Raw genomic sequence first — 17,931 nt, forward strand, 5'->3', positions numbered from 1 at the left:
AGCCCTCGGCAATGCGCTGCTGGCACGGGGAGTTGTGGCGGGCGAAGCACCCCGGGTAAGCCTCGCTACCGCACGGTGCCCGGGAACGCATGGGGTTCCCGGGCACCGTCGCGAGCGGCGAGCCGTCAGCTGGTGCAGGTACGCCGGTACGGGATCTCGGGGATGTAGCGGGCCCATTCGCCGGCGTTGAGGCCGCGGCCGGTAGTGGCACAGGCAGATTCAGCCGGGTCCGCGCGGATGCTGTTCAGCTTCGTGTAACTCTGCAGCGTGATGTTCCCGCTTTCGCTGCCGATCTGAGTGGCCACGGTCAGGGTGCGCCCGTCGGGCTTGAACAGCACCCCACGCTCCGTGCCGCCGCGACTCGGCATCGAGGCGAGTCGGATCGGAACGGCCGGGTTGGCGGTGTCCCACAGGAACACTTCCTGGCGGTCTCCGGCTGCCAGGGTGCGCCCGTCCGGGCTGAAAGCCACCGTGGTCACCAGGTGGTCGTGGTCGGTCAGCGTGGCGATCCGGCGCGGACGGGCCCGGTCGGTGACGTCCCACAGCATCACCGCGTCCCAGCCGCCGCTCGCCACGGTGCGCCCGTCCGGGCTGAAGGCCACCGAATCCGGCCATTGGCTATGGCCGGCCATCGTGCCGATCCGGGTCGGGGCGGAGCGGTCGGTCAGATCCCACAGCGTCAGCGTCAGGGCCTGGTTGCCGCCGCCGGCGGCCAGAGTGCGTCCGTCCGGGCTGAAGGCCACCGCGTCTCCGAACCTGACGCCGTCACTCAGCGTGGCCAGCAGGGCGGGACGGGTCCGGTCGGCCACGTTCCACAGCAGCAGCCTGGTGGGCCCGGCGACCACGGCGAGGGTGCGCCCGTCCGGGCTGAACACCATCGCGTTGCCGACCGGGCCCCCTCCCTCGATCGAGGCAGGGAGCACCACCGGCTGTTCCGGGCGGGTCACATCCGTCAGCGTCAGCAGCCGATCCCGCCCGATGGCCGCCGCCGTGCGGCCGTCGGGGCTGAACGCCACCGACGTGACAGCTCCGCCGCGGATGGTCAGGCCGGCGCCCGGGACCGGCCGGGCAGGGTCGGTGACTCTCCAGGAACTCGCCGTTCCGTCGGAGCCGGCGGCGACCAGGGTACGTCCGTCCGGGCGGAACGCCGTCGCCCGAATCGGCCCAACCGGGACGGTGAGCGCGGCGCGCGGGTCCGGAGTGCCAGGGAGCCTGGTGTCCCACAGGGTCGCCGTCGCCGAGCTGTCGCCGGTGACCAGCCTTGCCCCGCCCGGGTCGAAGGAGACCGTGTTGATCGCGCCGTTGGTCCGCGCGGTGAGGATCCGCGTCGGCTCACTCACATCCGTCATGTCCCACACCATCGCGGTGCCCTGCACGCCGCCGGCGGCCAGATAGCGCCCGTCCGAGCTGTATGCGATCGCGCGGATGCCGGCAACGCCGGTCAGCACGTTGACCTGTTCGTAGTCGTCCTTGTCGGCAGGGTCCGTATCCTCGGGGGGCATGCCCGGCGGCGCAGGATCCTGCATGACCCGGGCGGTAGCCGGACGCCTCATGGCGAACGACTGCACCCAGCCGTCGGAGTGCCCGACCGCCAGGACTGAACCGGATGGATCGAACGCCATCGAGCTCACGTTCAGGCCGGGAAGCGTGTGGAGTTTGACGGGATCGGCCCGATCGGTCACGTCCAAGATGATCAAGGATTGGGACTGCACGACCAAGGTGCGTCCGTCCGGGCTGAACACAAGGCCATTCGCCGGGACGGGCGCCGGAGCGTCGTACGTGCCGAGCTGCTGTGGCCGGGATCGGTCGGCCAGGTCCCACAGGGTCGTGGCCCCAGATCCGTCGCCAACGGCGAGGGTGGTCCCGTCACCGTTGAACGCCACCGCGTTCACGGCGTCGCCGGGCAGCCTGACGAGCCGGACCGGATGGGACCGGTCGGCCACGTCGAACAGGACCGCCGCGTCCTGCGGGTCGACAACGGCCAGGGTCCGCCCGTCCGGGCTGAAGGTCAGGGCGGTGTCGGCCGCGACCGGATCGCTGATCGTGGCGATCCGGGCTGGATTCGTCCGGTCCTTAACGTTCCACAGCGACACCCTGCGGTCGGTGCCGAGGGCCGCCACGACGCCGCCCGGCCCATACACGGCCGATGTCACGTTGCTGATCGTGCCGGCGTAGCTCGTCGCCGTGACGATGCCGGTGACCTCGCCGCGGGTCTCAATGTCGTCGGGCAGGAGCGCCTGGGCGGCCGCCCCCAGCATCAGGGCGGTCTTCGGTTCGCTGACGAGCGTCGCCTTGGCCTGAGTGGTCAGCCGCCGGCTGATCGCGATCCGTTGCTGGTGCTCCGCCTTTTTCTGCTGCCTGGCGGCTTCCTCAGCCGCCTCGTCGGCCGCCCGCCGGTTCTCCTCGGCGATCTTCTCCAGCCGCCGTGCCTCCGCCTCCAGCCGCCGCGCCTCCTGCTCCAGCTCCTGCGCCCGCACGGCGGCCTCGTTCGCCAGCCGCTGTTGTTCCCGGGTCCGCCTCGCCGCCTGATCGGCGATCTGCTGCTGCCGCCGGGCCTCGGCCGTCGCCCGATCCGCCAGCCTCTGCTGTTCCTGCGCCAACCGCTCCGACTCCTGCGCCAACCGCTCCGACCGCTCCGCCTCGGCCGCCGCGGACGCCGCCAGCGCCTGCTGCCGCTGCGCCGCCTCCTGCTGCCGGGTCGCCTCCTCCGCGGACCGCTCGGCGCTGCTGCGTTGCGCCTCCGCCACCTGCTGCTGACGCAACGCCTCCGCCGCCGCGGCCGTCGCCCGGTCCGCGTTGCGCACCGCCGACACGCTGGTCAGCGCCGCCAGCAAGGTCAGCACCACAAGCGTCGCCACCGCACCGGACCGCAGCCGGCGCGCCCGGCGATGCTGCCGGACGTCCTCACCCTCCAGTTCGTCCTTGCTCACCCCGTGCATCGGGGCGGCCAGCTGGGCGATCGCGTCCCGGAAACGGGAATGTTGCAGGCTGAGATGCTCGCTGCCCCGCGCCCACCGCAGATCCAGGAACAGCGGCTCCTCGGCGAACACCCCCCGCAGTGCCGCGGGCACCGCCGTCGAGTCCTCGGTGAAGTCGTGCCGCTCCTGGTCCCACGCCCACTCCCCGTCGGTCACCACGGGCAGGATCTGATCCGCCGACTTCGTGGCGATCCAGTGCTCGATCTCCCGGTTCACCCATTGCGATTGCGCGGCCTCGGGCGAGGCGAGCAGCACGAAGTACTCCGAGCCGTCCAACGCGGTCTGGATGGAGGACCACAGCCCCGGGGTCACCGCCAGTCCGGTCTGATCCCGGAAGATCCACAGGGCACGCCGACGATGCCAGGGCTTTGCCAGACGGTGCAGACCACGCTGCACGGCGGGAGCCAGCCGCCCGTCCGCGGCATGGCTGTACGAAATAAACCCATTGAAGGTCATTACAGGTCCCCCGGCGGTCGGCACGTACGGCGACGACAGATTGTGCCCTGCATCTGCCCCCATCAGAAAGGCGGGAGACCGTATCGTCATGGTGCTCTCGAGCTTGACGAGACCTGGTACGGAGGTCGATGTGCGATTCGGTGTCACAGGTCATCGAATTCTCCCGCAGAGCATCGTCGACCACGCGGTGGACCATTGGCGCCGGGTTCTGCCCGCCAGCACCCGGCTGCACGGGGTGTCGAACCTCGCCGACGGCGCCGACCAGCTGTTCGCCACCCAGGTCCTGGCGGCCGGCGGCACCCTCGAGGTGGTGCTGCCGTGCGAGGGCTACGCCGGCTCGCTGATCGCGGACGACAGCCGGGCGCGGTTCGAGGACCTCAGGCGAGCGGCGGTGACGGTGATCACCATGCCCTACTCGGAGCCCAACGAGCACGCCTTCCTCGCCGCCGGTCAGGCCCTGGTGGAGCGCTGCGATCATCTCTTCGCCGTCTGGGACGGCCGCCCGGCCCGCGGCCTGGGCGGGACCGCGGACATCGTCACGTATGCCCGGGCCCGTGGGCTCCCGGTCACCGTGCTTTGGGTGGACGGCGTGCTCCGGGCCTGACTACCGGCCGGGGGTCGCGCGAAATCCGAGGCTCGGCGCGGCGGGCACCGCGAGGTCGGCGAAGATGCGCCGGGCGAGATCCAGGTGCGGCCGGCCGCCGTCGCGGTCGCCGTACGTGGCGGCGATGCCGTCGTGAGCGCGAGCCTGCTCGTACCGGTCGCCGATCTCCCGGGCCAGGACCAGCGCCTGGTCGTGCTGGGTTCGGGCCTCCGCCGCGGCGCCCGCGGCGCGCAGGACCTGGCCGAGGTCGTTGAGCGCCTCGGCCTCGCTGGCCCGGTCCCCGATCCGCCGGTGCAGGACCAGGGCCCGACGCAGGTGACCGGCCGCGTCGGCGAGCCGGTCGCCGCGGGCGTAGACCGCGGCAAGATCGGTCAGCGCGTACGCCTCCGCGGTGCGGTCTCCGGCCTGCCGGACCGCGGCGAGGCTCTGTTCGAGCTGGAAGGCGGCCCGTTCGAGCTGAGCCGGCCGGCGGGACAGCCGGGCGAGCAGGGAGAGCACGTACGCCTCGCTGAACCGGTCGCCGAGCCGCGCGGAGAGTTCCAGGGCCGCCTGGAGACGCTCCGTCGCCTGCGCCTCGTCGCCGAGCCGGGCGTCGACCAGCCCGAGCCGGACCAGGGCGTCGGCCTGCCCGGCCTCGTCGCCCAGTAGCCGGTGGTGCGTCCAGGCCCGCCGGTAGTGGTCCGCGGCCTGCCGGTAGTCGCCGAGTCGCCAGTGGACGCTGCCCAGGTTGCGCAGCGCCACCGCTTCGGCGGCGCGCTCGCCGAGGTCGGCGTTGAGAGCCAGGGCCTGCCGGTAGGTCTCGGCCGCCTCGCCGAGGCGGCCCTGCCGCCGGTGCAACCGGCCCAGATCGGACAGTGCCCGGGCCTGTGCCGCCCGGTCGCCGACCGCGCGGGCCGCCGACACGGCGGACGCGGTGACGGTGACGGCCTCGGCGACCGGCCCACCGGCGTCGAGATAGCGGAACAGGGTTCCCGCGAGGTCGATGGCGTGCCGATACCAGCCGTGGGCGGCACCGTACGTGCAGGCGGCGGCCAGGTTGGGCCGTTCCGCCTCGATCCAGTTCCGGGCCGCGTCCGGGTCACCGGCGGCCGGGGCCTGCTCCGGGTAGAGCGCGTTCATCGCCGCGACGGAACCGGCCAGGTAATGATCGAACAACCGGGTCAGCGCGGCCTTCCGGGCCGGCGCGGCGTCGTGCACCGTCGCGAGTTCCGCCGCGTACGCCCGCAGCAGATCATGCATGCCGTACCGGCCGCCGCGGCCGACGTGTACCAGGCTGGCGCGGACCAGCACGCCGAGCAGTCGCCGGGCCTCGCCGACGTCCGTGCCGGTCAGCGCCGCCACGGCCTCGACGTGCACGCTGTCGCCGGGATGCAGGCCGAGCAGCCGGAACGCCCGGGCCGCGTCGGCCGGCAGGTTCTGGTACGACCAGGAGAAGACGGCGCGGACCGCGGCACGCGGATCGCCGCCCGCGTCGAGCAGGTCCAGCCGCAGCTGGTGATCGCCCAGCTCGGCGACCAGCTCGGCCAGCGACACATCGGTACGCGCCGCGGCCAGCTCGGCGGCGATCCGCAGCGCCAGGGGCAGCCGGGCGCACGCCGCGGCCAGGTCCGCGGCGACCGACGGCTCGTGGTCCACCCGGGCGCCGATCAGGCGGCGCAGCAGCCCCACCGCGTCCGCCGGCGGAAGCAGATCCAGGCTGACCCGTTCGGCGCCATGCACCGCCACCATGCCGGGCAACGAGTCCCGGCTGGTGATCAGCACCAGGCAGGATCCGGTGCCGGGCAGCAGCGGCCGTACCTGCTCCACCGAGGAGGCGTTGTCGAGCAGCACGAGCATCCGGCGGCCGGTCAGCTCGGACCGGTAGCGGCCGGCGCGCTCGTCGACCCCCGGCGGAATCTCCGGACCCCGTACGCCGAGCGCGGTCAGGAACCCGGCCAGCGCGTCGGCGACCGCCACGGGCTGTTCGGCGTCGTAGCCGCGCAGGTTCACGTACAGCTGTCCGTCGGGAAACGCCTCCCGGACGCGGTGCGCCCATCGGACGGCCAGGGCGGACTTGCCCACTCCGGCCGTACCGGAAAGCAGGGCGACGGTCAGCGGCGGCTCGTCGCCCTCGGGCGGCGCGAGCAACCGGTCCAGCGCGGCGAGTTCCCCGGTACGCCCGGTGAAGGCGCGCACGTCCGCCGGCAGTTGCGCCGGCACCGTCGTGGGAGCGGCGAGCTGGACACCCGGGGCACGGGCGTCACCCGCCGGGACGCCCAGGGTGGGGTCCGCGGCGAGGATCCGTTCGTGCAGCCGGCGCAGCGCGGCGCCAGGATCGCTGCCGAGCTCGTCGGCGAGGCTGCGGCGGATCCGCCGGTACTGCTCGTCGGCGTCGGCCTGGCGGCCGCACCGGTAGAGGGCGAGCATCGACTGCTCGGCCAGCCGTTCGTCCAGCGGATACGCGGCGGCGGCGGCGGACAGGGCGGGCAATAGCTCGCCATGCCGGCCCAGCCGGAGCAACACGTCGTTACGGTCGAGTTCGGCGGCGAACCGTTCGTTGAGCAACAGCCGCCGCGTCGACGCCAGCCACGGGGCGTCCAGGCCGGCGAACGGCTCGCCACGCCACAAGGCCAGCGCCCGAGTTATCAGGTCCGTGGCCGACTGGTCCGACTCCGACGTCCGCGCCAGCGTGATCAGCCGACGGAAGCGGTGGAGATCCACCGTCTGCGGGTCGACGGTCAGGACGTACCCGCTGGGCTGACGCTCGATCGCCGCCCCGGCGTCGGCGACGGCCCCCCGCAACCGGGACAGGTAGCTGTAGAGCGCGCCGGCGGCCCGCTGGGGGGCGTCCTCGCCCCACACCCGGTCGATCAGCTGGTCGACCGTGACCGGGCGGCCGGCCTCGACCAGGAGCACGCCGAGAACGCAGCGCTGCCGAGCATGTCCGAGAACGATCGACCGGCCGCCGATCCGGGCCTCCACCGCGCCGAGCACCCCGAACTCCGCCGCCAACTGACCTCAGCACACCCTTCGCCCAGACGGTCCCCACCAGGAGATTCAAGATATCTACAAGGAACGCCACCAGTCTCCCATGCTACGTACAAGATCCGTCGACGACCATTGGTCCCGTTGCAGGGAGATGGTCGCCCTCGCCCGGTTACGCGGAGCGTTACGGGGGAATCGGGACGTCAAGGTGAGGCCAACAGCGACGGGCGACCTACCCTGCGGCAACGCCTCGACCGGCCCGGAGCGTTGCCGCGCAGTCCCTGCTTCGACCGGGGCGCGGTTCGGGACGCCGTCCGGACCCGGGGTCGTCGCCCAGATCGGCGGTCGGGGCTGCGTCCCGGGCCGGATCGGCCTGATCACCGGCTCGGCGGGGACGCGACTCCACTGTGGTACAGATCGATGCCGGCGTGGTTCAGCAGCGCCGCGGGCAGCGTACGAAGCGGTGTGCCCGGCCGTCGCCGGGTCGGCGCCCAGGTTGGTTGCCGCGCCGAGGTGAACAGGACGTGGCTGCCGTCGCCCGACGGAATGCCGCCCCAGCTGAGGCCGTTGCCGCTGTCACCGGAGGCGGACCTGGTCACCAGGGTGGTGCGGTCCCTTCTCAGATCGCGGAGGAAGACGTCGTTGACCTCGCCGTTGGTGTCCGGCACGACCAGGTCGGAGGCGAGCGAGTAGAACCCCGCGTAGCGGCCGTCGGCCGACAGCGCTCCCTCGTAGGTTTCGCCGTTTCCGGCGCCCGAGCCGGCGTGGTTGGCGCTGACCAGCACGGTGGTGCCGGGGGTCAGGTCACGGAGGTAGAGGTCCGATCCCGCGTTGGTGTCGGATGGGTCGAGTGCGGCGTAGCCGGCGTACAGCACCTTGGTGCCGTTCCGGTCGATCGCCGGCGAGCCGGCGTCCACCAGGTCGGTGCCGATGGATTGCGGGCTGATCCGGGTCGTCGCGCCCGTGGCCAGATCGGAAAGATAGACCGCACTCGCGCTGCCGCCGTCGCCGGTGTAATCCCCGGTGCCGCTGAAGGCCACCCGCTTGCCGTTGCCGGAAAGGGCGGCCTCGAAGACGGCGGCTAGGGCCGGGGCACCGCCGGTCGGCGCGGTGATCTGCCTGGTGACGCCGGTCCTCTGGTCATGGAGGAACGCCTCCTGACCCACGCCGTGCACCTCGATGAACGTCACGTACCGGCCGTTGCCGGAGATGACGGTTTCCACGGCGTAGCCATCGGCCGGCCGTCGATGCCCCCGCTGGCCAGCGTGGTCCTGCCGGTGCAGAGATCCCGGACAAAAACGTCGTAGGTGCCGTTCGAGCCGCCGGGAACGAGATTGGACGAGCTCGAGGTGAAGGCCGCAAACCGACCATCGTTCGAAATGTCCAGGTCGCCGACGTAGACATCGCCGGGCGCCCCGCCGGCAGCCACGTCGACCTGTGTGATGTCGCCGGTGCGGGCGGCAGCATGAGTCGCCGTCGGCGCGAGAAGTAATGCGGCCATGGCACCCGTGGCCACAAGTGATACCCAGCGCGGTGTGGGCTATCTGCTGCGGAATCTGACCATGTCGCGCAGGTCGCCTCACGGTTGCCGCCCTGGGCTGCTCGAACCTAGAGTGCCCCCATGGGGGAAGCATCGTGAGCGATGTCGATGCGGCCGAGGAATGGCTGGATTCGTGGGTCGCCGGCGTCGATGCGCGGGCGCGGAGCGCCGTCGATCTGTCCCGTCGGGTGGCTACTCTGACCGGTCAGGCGCGTAGCGAGGACGGCCTTCTCGCCGTTGCCGTCGGGTCCGGCGGGCAACTCGTCCGGCTCGACATCGACGACGACGCCCGGCGGCGGTCCGGCGCTGAGCTCAGCCACGACATCATGGCACTGGTCGGCCGTGCCCAGGCCGACCTGTCCGCCCAGGTGGCCGAACAGGTGCGCGAGACCGTCGGCGAGGACACCGAGACCGGCCGCGCGGTGATCAACTCATACGCGGAGCGTTTCCCTGAGCCTACCGGCGAGCCGGGTGAAGACCGTGCCCGATGAGTTCCTGCAATTCCCGCCGGCCGAGATCCGGCGGCACGCCGGCAGCGTCGACGAGGTCGCCGACGCGGTGCAGACGGCGCGCGGCGCCGTCCGTGAGGTCACCATGGACACACAGGCCTACGGACAGCTCTGCCAGTTCCTGCCGGCACTCCTGAGCCCGATCTTCTCGCTGGCCACCGGCGCGCTCAACGACGCCGAGGACTCACTGCGCGAGACCGCCGACAGACTTCGGTCCACCGTCACCGAGACGACCGGAACCGACGAGTCGGCGGGCCGACGCATCCGTGTGTCCGGCGCGCCGATGCCTGAGCTTCCGCTGTGAGCACCAACCCCCTGGTTGCCCCGGTCCACGACTCCACCACGTGGTACACCGGCCTGGGCATGGTCGAGGACGCCGCACAGATCACCAACGGCATCCAGAACGGCAGCTGGGTCGACGGCACACTAGGCAGCGTCGGCACCTCCCTCGACATGCTGTCGCTGGCCATCGACCCCCTGGGCACGCTCGTGGCATGGGGAGTCTCATGGCTGATGGAGCACGTCAAGCCGCTCAAGGACGCGCTCGACTGGCTGGCCGGCAACGCCGACGAGATCGCCGCCCACGCCGCCACCTGGGCCAACGTATCCGCCTTCACCGATCAGGCCCGTCAGCAGTACGCCGACCGTCTCAGCGCTGAGGTCGCCGACTGGTTCGGCGCCTCGGGCGACGCCTACCGTGGTCAGGCCGGGGCTCAGATGGAGGTCCTGGAGAGTCTGGCCACGGCGGCCAAGGGCATCTCCTACGCCGTTGAGGGCGCCGGCCTGCTGGTCGCCCTGGTCCGCGGCATCGTGCGGGACCTGATTGCCGAGTTCGTCGGCGTGCTGGCTGCTCGGTTGCCGCAATGGCTGGCCGAGGAAGGGTTGACGCTCGGACTGGCGACCCCACTGGTGATCGGGCAGGTGGGGACACTGGTCGCCAAGTGGGTCAACAAGATCCAGCATTTCGTACGGGGCCTGCTGAATAGTCTACGACGCCTTCACCCGATGCTCGACGACCTGGCCGAGTTGTTCACCAAGCTGAGCCGCCGCAACAAAGAGCTGGCCCGCACCGGCTCGGCGCACCCGGGCACGGACGAGTTCCGCAGCGGCTTCCCGACCGGCGCCGGCGATTTCGTGGATGACGGTCAGGGAATCAGCGAGCGGGCCGCGGACGCGTACCGCAGCATCCGCAACAGCCCGGAGGACGTACCTGTCGTCGCCGCGAACACGGGGCTCGATCCGCGGATCATCGACGGCATGCACCAGAACCTCTTCGTCCAGCAACACGACGTCCCGCTTGGCCCCAACCAGGTGGAGCGCGGCTATTTCACGCCCGACGAGGAGATCGCCGACCTGTGGGCAGGCGCGCGCGACGGCACCCTGGACGCGGACCAGATCGCCGACTTCCGCAACCTGGCCGCCCACGAATACGTCGAGAACAGGCTGATGGAAGCAGGCCTGCCCTACCGCTCCTCACACCCCGACGCCTTCGACGAGACCGGCGCAAGCATGCTGAACAGCCAGCACCCCGGCGCCCACGATCTGGCGCCGCACCGCTGGCGCGGGGACGCTCCGTTGCAGCACTGGCGGGCGTACGGGCTCGACGGATCCGGCGTGCAGATCGCCGACGACCTCTCGAACCTGGATGACGTCGTTGATGCGGCCCTGAGAGGATTAGGGCGATGACACCCGAGGAAGCCGTAGACGCCATGGCCGAGCGTCTCACCGCTATCGATTACCAGCGCCACGGCCATAGGTCTTGGTCGAAGGCGGCGCTGATACGCGAGTACTTCCGCCGGGCCGCCCGCTGGGCAGACGCCTCCGCCTGCGACACGAAGTCTCCGTTCTTCGACATCGCGGCCTGCGTGGACCCGGCCGTCCGGGCCGATCAGGCGGTCGTGGACAGGGTGGTGAAAGCCATTCCGCGGCGTACACCGAACGCGATGACCCGGCTGGCGCCGTTCATCCTGCATTGGGTCGCGCTGCGCGAAACACCCGGCGTCCAGCTCCGCGCGGACTTGGAGGATCCGTTCTTTCCGCTCATCGTCGCGTTCGAGCGGGACGGCGGCTTTCACATCGAGAAGGGCGAGATCAACGTCGAATACCTGACGCTTTTCATGCGCAACTGGCGTGACAGAGCCGACGACCCGCCGATGGAGAGCCTCACCCCCGAGGCCCTGGACGAAATCGACCGCGCGGGTTCGATGTCCCAGTTCGGCTATGTGATGGGTCCGGACGGCGAGCCCCTGAGCTGAGGCGACCTGGTTCGCAAAACAGGAACCGCCCAGGCCCGGCTCGGCGTCACCGAGGCACCGCCGCAGCAGATGACCGGCGACCAACTCGACGCCATAGCGGACGCGTTCAAAGACCTGCTCGACCTGGTCCGGGGCGCCGACCCCCGTGAGAGGGCGGAGCTATACAGCCGACTCGGCCTCCGGCTGACCTACCAACCTGGCCCGGAAACAGTGATCGCCGAGACGTGCCTACCACCCGACACACCGTTGTAGGCGATCGGATTAGGCTTCTCGCTCCGGCCAGGTGCGCAGGTCGATTCGCCCAATCGGACGCTGCCCGCGAACTCGGGCCCTCACCCAGGAGCTTGACCGGGATATCTGGAGGGCGGTCCATGTCGGGTGAGTCTCCGATGGGAGCGTGAACACCGAACCCGAGACGCGGAACCCGAGTTGCTTCAACGCCGGCTTGACCGAATCTCGCATCATCTCGCGCGTACTCGTCACGATGTTCCTCAGTTTCCGGTGCAGTTGCCTGGCCTATCCTACGACGGCCATCTGAACAGCCGGCGCATTCTTCTCGGCAGGACAATGCACGCCGGTGTAGCGACAGGCGCCCTGGCGCACCACCCGTCGAGGTCTACTTCGGGATCGTCATCCACTAGATCATCCCGACACCCTCTCGGCCGCCAGCCACCTCGCAGCAGACCTCCCGGCGCAGGACCGGCGCCAGCGCTCCGCGTTCGCATTGATTTGTCGCAAATCTTGACGCACCATATTGAGACAAGAACTGAGACATGGAGGCGGGTATGCCGAATGGAACCTTGCCGGATGTCGATCCGCCGGTGCGCCCGGCGGACCTTGAGCAGGCCGGCGCGTGGTTGGCCGGGCACGGCCTCGTCGACGTCCAGCCGACACCGTTGCTGGCGACGCGTCTGGCGGTCCGGCGACGTACCCGGCTGGCCGCTTCCGTCCTGCTGGCCGCGTTCATCATCGCGGTTGCCCTCACCTACACCGGCGGCATGGTTGACGGATCCGGGTACCGGCGCTGGTTGCTGCTGGTGGTGACGGCGCTGGTTGTCGGGTTGGTGGTGGCACAGTCGTTGCTGGACTGGTGGGTGCGGCGGGTCGACCGGCGCGCCGGTGCGGCGTTGCCGCGGCGGGCGGCCTACCCGGTCCGGCTCGGCTGGCGTACCGTGCTCGGCTGGCCGCGTGCCGCGTTCGCGGCTGCCACGTTCGCCGGCGCGACCGCGCTGGCGGTCGGCACCCTGACACTGCACAACTCCACCGCGCGGTACGCGGCGGTCATCCTGCTCATCGGGCTGTGCGGGCTCGCGGTCGGCGTTGTCGTCCAGCTGCACCATGTTCTGACGCACCCGGTCGTGGCCGACGACGAGGCCTCGCTGACCGTCGATGTCATCATGCGGGTCGAGGACGCCCGGGTCGGCGCCGTGCCGACGTCGGTGTGGTCGGTGTGGTCACTGCCGGTGGTGTCGGTGTTGGGTACCGCGTTCGGGTGGTGGAACGCCGCCTGGCTCGCGTTCATGGTCCTGAGCGTCATCGCGCAGGTCCTGATCGAGGTGCGGACCGAGCGGTGCGCCATGGTGGCGCGGCACGTCATGAGCGCACCGTGAACCGAGTGATCGTCATCGACGGGGGCTCGCCCGTCCCGCCGTTCGAGCAGCTGCGTGCTCAGCTCGCCCGGCAGATCCAGGACCACACGCTCGCCGTGGGCACCCGGCTACCGACGATCCGTCGCCTGGCCGCAGACCTCGGCTTGGCCGTCAACACCGTCGGCCGGGCCTACCGGGAACTGGAGGAGGCAGGGCTGATCGAGACCCGCGGATCAGCCGGCTCGTTCGTCTCCCCGACCGGCGAGAAGGGACGCGAACGGGCAAGCCGCGCCGCCGCCGAGTATGCCGCCGTCATCGCCAGCGTCGGCATCGACACCAACGAGGCCATCCGCATCGTCAAGGCAGCGCTCACCAGGGGCATCGCGGTATCCCCCGCCACACGCGAGCCGAAGGAAGCATGACATGGCGGTACCCCACAGCCTCCCCCAGCGCATCTTCCTGCTGGCCTACAACCCGGACAAAGGCAGGGTCGCCCTGGGCACCCACCTGGGCGCCATGCTCCGCGCCGCGGCCCTCGCCGACCTCTACCGGGCCGGCCACCTCACCGACGAACGCGGCCGCGCCGCCATCGACGTCCGGCACCCCTGCCGCGATCCCGTTCTTGAGGCGCTCCTCGAAGAAATCGCCGGCTCCAAGCCACACACCTGGCAGTCCTGGATCGGCCACAGGCAGGGCGCCGTGATCCGGGCCGTACGCCAGCAGCTCAACGATGGCGGTTGGGTCCACCTCCAACCCCACAGAATTCTCGGGCTGTTCCCCACTAGCAAGGTGACCATCCGCGAACCTCGCGTCCGCAAGGAACTCCTCGACCGGGTCAACACCGCCCTGCACGAACCCATCGGCAGCATCGACCCCGCCGACGCCACACTCGTGGCCATCATTGTCGCCGGCGACCTCAGCTTCGTCCTCGACCGTAAGACCAGACGCGCCAACAAACAGCGCATCCAGGAACTCACCAAGCTGAGCGAACCGATCGGCCCCGCTCTATACAAGTCGATCCAGGCCGCTGCGATCGGTGAGGTTTAGGACGTGTCTACGGCGACGACGGCCGATCATGGCCGGTAGCCCTTACCTGTCCAGTAGAGAAGGGCCTCGGTGACCCTGCCCTCCGCGCAGGTCGAGTCGCAGTCGGTCTCCACCAGCTCGATGTCGAACGCGCCGTCCTGGTCGGCGTCGGTCAGCGTTGCCGAGTAGAACGTGCCGTCGTCGTCGCCTTCCGCCGGCAGGGACCCGAAGGTGTCGAACCCGTCGTAAGTGGGCCGGAGCACGATGACGCCGTCGGATCGACCGGGGTTGAAGGTCAGGAAGATGTTCCCCGTCCGGTCGGTGGTTGGCGCCGCGACGCTCAGTTTCTCCCAGTCTCCCGCGTGGTGCTGCCACACGATCGCCCCGTCCTGATCGGTGACCGCGATGTTGGCGTCCCGGGTCTCCTCCTTGACCGCCGCGGTGGTGACGAGCACGACCGGTCCCCAGCCCGGATGCACGAACACGGCCTCGCTGGTGATCCGGCACGCCGACTTGCACACTTTCTGGCGCTTCAGCGCTGCCGGGTCCGGCCGGTGCGCCGACTCCAGCAGAGCCGCCTGCGCGCCCGGCCCCTGGATGTCGGCGGCGGAAGCCAGGCCGAGTGCTGCGGCGGCCGCGAGCAGGCACGCCGCCGCGGCGCTGACCCACTGCCGGGCGTGCGACGGCTCCGCGGTGTCAGGCGCCTGTAGGTGCTGAAGCAGACGCACGTGCCGGAACTGATGAACGCTGCCGACCTGTCGCAGGATCCCGGCCGAACGGGCCTCATCGAGGAAACACATGAACCGGACGGGCAGCCGCCCTGTCATGACCAGCCAGAGGTGCGCCGCTCGGTACTGCGGCCAGGCGAGGGTACGAACGAGGACGATGGCCAGGGGCATCGCCACGAGGGTCGTGCCGGGAACCCACCACACCCACCGCCACTCGGGATCCCGTACCAGTCCAGCGGCAAGGGTGATCGCGATAGCCGCGGGCAGGGAGATCAGGAGAGCGGAGACCGTGGCGTCCGCGTGTAGGACCGTCCGCGGGTTGGCCGAGTGCTTCTGATCAGCCGGGGCCAGCGCCCACCGCAACAGACCCAACAACAACCCGATGGCAGCGCCGGTCATGGCGCCGAACCACAGATCCTCCCATTCCACGTCAGACAGAGAGCCGCGTCCTAATACACCATCGATCCCGACACCACCGACAAGAATCATCAGCGTTTCCAGCACAACGATCGCGGCAAGGCCGATGACGGTACCCAGGCCGACAGGCGGCGCCAGGATCGATGCCGCGTCACGAAGCCGGGGGGCTACCCGCCGCGGGTGCCGATGCCCCGGCCCTGCAGCGGCGAGGACCCGACCGGTCACCAGGAATAATGCACCTGCCGCCGCTACCTGCAGCATCGATTCCCATCGAACGCCGCGACTTCCTGTCACCGCGATGGCGAGCGCGGCGAGTGCCACACCCCAGGCGCCGAAGACTCGCCGGCGTGAGGCCACCGATCGGGGTTTCGGCTCGTCCCTCCTACGGAGCGCCCTGCGCCCACCGGCGAGGCCCATGCCGCCCACCGCGAAGGCGAACGTGATGAGCGCGGCTGATGGGCGGATCTGCGGCATGCTGACGTCCGCCTCGATACCGCCCAGCACATAGACGAGGCAGCCGGCCGCCAGCGCGATCACGGCGAGGCGCCAGCGCTCCCGCCGCCGGGAACCGTCGGCACGACGAGGGTCGGCCCATGACGGTGACAGCAGCCAGACCACGCCGATGGCGACGGCGGCCAGCCCGATCACGTCGGCGGTCAGTCGCGACGGCTCAACCACCGGCACGAGACCGCCGCTGACCCCGGCCAGCAGTGTGCCACCCAGCACGATGACGAACACCGCAGAGCCCGGGGCGGCACGTGCCCACCCGGGAATCACCACCTCGCCGGCCGGTCGCGGCGGAAGAAAGACCGCGAGGACGAACGGCCAGACGCCCATCATCATGATGACTACCGCGAGGTAGTTGCTGCTGACAGGCAGGAGCTGGCGCAGCATCCCGCCCCATCCCACGCCGAGCGTCAGCACGGCCAATCCGCCGACCAGTGCCGCGATCACGATGGGTGGCACGATCCGGTGCACGCGCCACCAGCTGGCATCGGCGCTGCCCCCGCTGCGTACCACGGCCGCGACGGTGTGCAGGTACCGCCGGACCGCCGCTGAGCGCCGCTTCCGGACGTCGCCGGTGCCGGAAGAACCGGCGATCCGGTCGGCGGCCTGCACGAGGAACTGGTCGATGAGCGTGCGCTCAATCGCGCTCCGGTCGGGCAGCCGCGTCCGGTCGAGCAGGTCACGCGGATCGGCGCCGGCCGTGTCGTACAGGGCCCGGGCCAACGACACGAACAGCGGGGTACGCAACACAGCGCCGAGCGGATCCCGGATGGGAATCCGGGCCCGCACCTCACGCCAGCGCTCACTGATCGGCGGCGGCACAGCCGCTTCCAGGAAGTCGAACGCGACGCTCAGCGGCACCTGTTGCAGCTGCAGAACGGCAGCGCCGGTGAGCACGTCGCCCGCCGCGACCGCAGCGGTGTACTCCGGCGCCCGGCTGGTGACGACGATCGGCTGCCGCTCACCCAGACTCCGGTTGATCTCGATCAACGCCTCGCCGCGTACCTGTGGGGGCAGCTCGTCGAATCCGTCAAGTATCGGCAGGAGTCGGCGCTCGTCCAGCAGCCGGCGTACCGCCGCGCTGATACCGGGAACCCCCGGATGATCATCGGTGATCTGCTGGACCAGCCACTGCCGGAAGCTCTGCCGCCCGGTGTCCCACGATGCCAGCGACAGCAACACCGGCACCCGATCCTTGGCATGCCAGGCATCGGTGATCAGCAACGCCAGACGACGCGCCGCGACGCTCTTGCCCGCTCCGGCGGGCCCGATGAGCACCAGCCGGCCGGATGGAACGGCCGCGTAGAGCTGGTCGATGTCGGTGATGTCGCCGAGGAGCCGCATCGCCGCGTCCTGATCGGCCTGCCCGCGGATGACCGGCCAATGATCGCTGACGTCCCGGCCGGCCGGTGCCACCCGCACCGGGATCGGCCACGGATCGTGCAGCCGCTGCAGCCGCTCCTCCTCCCGCAGCTGCCGGCTGACGTCCGCGACCAGCGCCTCGTCGACGTCCGGCTCGCCGGGGCCGTCCGCCGTCGTCGCCGACCGCTGCGCGAGCAAGCCGGTCACCAGAGTGAACAGCGCGATCAGCCCGCTGATGACGCTCCACGTCTCGTCCGCGGCGCCCCGGTCCTCATGAACTACGACAGCCGTCGTAACGGCGATCCCGACAGCCACCACGGCGGCGGTCACTAGCAGTCTGCGGCGCCGCGTCATGGCGCACATGATGCCGCCGCGGTACGCCGGTCGACACCCTCCAAGGGTGCGGACCGGTCCGCATCGGAGACGGCCAGGTGTTGACGCTCGCGGTCAGGCGGCCCGGTGGAGATCAGGGAGAATGCGGACCCACCTGCTCCGAAGCTTGGTCGACAGGTATCCGGCCCGTACTGCGCGAGGGACAGCCGCGCATGCCCGTACATTCATACTCAAGGGTGAACGCCGGTGGGACTGTTCAAGCAAGTCGACCGCCCAGCCGAGATCATCAGACGGGACCGGCCGCTGCAATGGCGCCCCCACGATTTCCGGTTCATCGCTCCCCGAGTCCAGCAGCGGTAGCAGGAGTTGGCTGTCGTGGGTGTTGGCGGCCGAGATCAGTACGGTCAGTGGGATGCCGGTGCGGTCACACGAGACGTGGATCTTCGATCCGGGTTTGCCGCGATCGACAGGGTTTGGGCCGGCCAGTTCGCCCCCTTTTGCGCGCGTACGTTGATCGCGTCGACCACGGCCCGCGACCAGTCGATCTTCCCGATCTCGCCGAGCTCGTGCAGCAGTTGCTGGTGCAGGCACCCACAGGCCGCTGGCGGTCCATTCGGTGAACCGGCGGTGCGCGGTAGCCCGGCTGACGCCGAACATCGCACC

14 protein-coding genes and 1 pseudogene are annotated in these 17,931 nt (G+C 70.5%); 8 read left to right on the forward strand and 7 right to left on the reverse strand.

All coding sequences use genetic code 11. The features are described from left to right. Positions 1 to 125: 125 nt before the first annotated feature. The gene (locus AB0B58_RS37795) at positions 126 to 3,434 is read right to left on the reverse strand and encodes a TIR domain-containing protein (protein ID WP_360234507.1); all 3,309 of its coding nucleotides are present in this window, start codon (positions 3,432 to 3,434) and stop codon (positions 126 to 128) included. 130 nt (positions 3,435 to 3,564) lie between these two features. On the opposite strand from AB0B58_RS37795, the gene AB0B58_RS37800 reads away from it, so the two are divergent. Next, complete coding sequence (locus AB0B58_RS37800) at positions 3,565 to 4,038, forward strand: hypothetical protein (protein WP_360234510.1); 474 nt, start codon at positions 3,565 to 3,567, stop codon at positions 4,036 to 4,038. Here AB0B58_RS37800 and AB0B58_RS37805 read toward each other — a convergent pair whose 3' ends face one another. The 3 genes from AB0B58_RS37805 to AB0B58_RS37815 form a co-directional block, all read right to left on the reverse strand. Then, complete coding sequence (locus AB0B58_RS37805; protein WP_360234513.1) at positions 4,039 to 7,029, reverse strand: BTAD domain-containing putative transcriptional regulator; 2,991 nt, start codon at positions 7,027 to 7,029, stop codon at positions 4,039 to 4,041. Between the two features lie 350 nt (positions 7,030 to 7,379). Then, positions 7,380 to 8,225, reverse strand: coding sequence for a hypothetical protein (locus AB0B58_RS37810; protein WP_360234516.1), 846 nt, complete (start codon positions 8,223 to 8,225; stop codon positions 7,380 to 7,382). After that, complete coding sequence (locus tag AB0B58_RS37815) at positions 8,189 to 8,503, reverse strand: hypothetical protein (RefSeq protein ID WP_360234519.1); 315 nt, start codon at positions 8,501 to 8,503, stop codon at positions 8,189 to 8,191. Before AB0B58_RS37815 ends, AB0B58_RS37810 begins: the two co-directional genes overlap by 37 nt. A gap of 134 nt (positions 8,504 to 8,637) precedes the next feature. Here AB0B58_RS37815 and AB0B58_RS37820 point away from each other — a divergent pair, with 134 nt between their 5' ends. The 7 genes from AB0B58_RS37820 (at position 8,638) to AB0B58_RS37850 (ending at position 13,942) form a co-directional block, all read left to right on the forward strand. Next, the gene (locus tag AB0B58_RS37820; protein WP_360234522.1) at positions 8,638 to 9,033 is read left to right on the forward strand and encodes a YbaB/EbfC family nucleoid-associated protein; all 396 of its coding nucleotides are present in this window, start codon (positions 8,638 to 8,640) and stop codon (positions 9,031 to 9,033) included. Then, positions 9,023 to 9,355, forward strand: a complete 333-nt coding sequence (locus tag AB0B58_RS37825) for a type VII secretion target (protein WP_360234525.1) — start codon at positions 9,023 to 9,025, stop codon at positions 9,353 to 9,355. The genes AB0B58_RS37820 and AB0B58_RS37825 overlap by 11 nt, the downstream gene beginning before the upstream one ends. Further along, entirely contained in the window at positions 9,352 to 10,737 is a 1,386-nt protein-coding gene (locus tag AB0B58_RS37830; RefSeq protein ID WP_360234528.1) for a hypothetical protein, read from the forward strand. The genes AB0B58_RS37825 and AB0B58_RS37830 overlap by 4 nt, the downstream gene beginning before the upstream one ends. Further along, on the forward strand, positions 10,734 to 11,306 hold the full coding sequence (locus tag AB0B58_RS37835; protein ID WP_360234531.1) for a hypothetical protein: 573 nt from the start codon (positions 10,734 to 10,736) through the stop codon (positions 11,304 to 11,306). Before AB0B58_RS37830 ends, AB0B58_RS37835 begins: the two co-directional genes overlap by 4 nt. Positions 11,307 to 12,091: 785 nt before the next feature. Continuing rightward, complete coding sequence (locus AB0B58_RS37840; protein WP_360234534.1) at positions 12,092 to 12,916, forward strand: hypothetical protein; 825 nt, start codon at positions 12,092 to 12,094, stop codon at positions 12,914 to 12,916. 5 nt (positions 12,917 to 12,921) lie between these two features. Next, on the forward strand, positions 12,922 to 13,317 hold the full coding sequence (locus AB0B58_RS37845; protein ID WP_360234537.1) for a GntR family transcriptional regulator: 396 nt from the start codon (positions 12,922 to 12,924) through the stop codon (positions 13,315 to 13,317). A 1-nt stretch (position 13,318) separates the two neighbouring features. Beyond that, complete coding sequence (locus tag AB0B58_RS37850; protein ID WP_360234540.1) at positions 13,319 to 13,942, forward strand: GPP34 family phosphoprotein; 624 nt, start codon at positions 13,319 to 13,321, stop codon at positions 13,940 to 13,942. Positions 13,943 to 13,968: 26 nt separating this feature from the next. Here the strand turns inward: AB0B58_RS37850 and AB0B58_RS37855 are convergent, their stop codons facing one another. From AB0B58_RS37855 to AB0B58_RS37865, 3 genes and pseudogenes are all read right to left on the reverse strand, one after another. Next, positions 13,969 to 16,563 carry a hypothetical protein gene (locus AB0B58_RS37855; RefSeq protein WP_360234590.1) on the reverse strand — a complete coding sequence of 865 codons (2,595 nt, stop codon included), beginning with the start codon at positions 16,561 to 16,563 and terminating at the stop codon, positions 13,969 to 13,971. Next, positions 16,564 to 16,794, reverse strand: a pseudogene (locus AB0B58_RS37860) (hypothetical protein); the annotation flags it as partial. It lies immediately after the preceding gene. A gap of 588 nt (positions 16,795 to 17,382) precedes the next feature. Then, complete coding sequence (locus tag AB0B58_RS37865) at positions 17,383 to 17,925, reverse strand: transposase (RefSeq protein WP_360234584.1); 543 nt, start codon at positions 17,923 to 17,925, stop codon at positions 17,383 to 17,385. Positions 17,926 to 17,931 lie beyond the last annotated feature (6 nt).

This window comes from Actinoplanes sp. NPDC049118 (assembly GCF_040648555.1).
Lineage (GTDB): Bacteria > Actinomycetota > Actinomycetes > Mycobacteriales > Micromonosporaceae > Actinoplanes.

What these genes read in the sequence shown, in the direction of transcription:
- AB0B58_RS37795 (WP_360234507.1), bottom strand. Translation starts at nt 3,434, where the DNA reads ATGACCTTCAATGGGTTTATTTCGTACAGCCATGCCGCGGACGGGCGG.
- AB0B58_RS37815 (WP_360234519.1), bottom strand. Translation starts at nt 8,503, where the DNA reads ATGGCCGCATTACTTCTCGCGCCGACGGCGACTCATGCTGCCGCCCGC.
- AB0B58_RS37835 (WP_360234531.1), top strand. Translation starts at nt 10,734, where the DNA reads ATGACACCCGAGGAAGCCGTAGACGCCATGGCCGAGCGTCTCACCGCT.
- AB0B58_RS37840 (WP_360234534.1), top strand. Translation starts at nt 12,092, where the DNA reads ATGCCGAATGGAACCTTGCCGGATGTCGATCCGCCGGTGCGCCCGGCG.
- AB0B58_RS37850 (WP_360234540.1), top strand. Translation starts at nt 13,319, where the DNA reads ATGGCGGTACCCCACAGCCTCCCCCAGCGCATCTTCCTGCTGGCCTAC.
- AB0B58_RS37865 (WP_360234584.1), bottom strand. Translation starts at nt 17,925, where the DNA reads ATGTTCGGCGTCAGCCGGGCTACCGCGCACCGCCGGTTCACCGAATGG.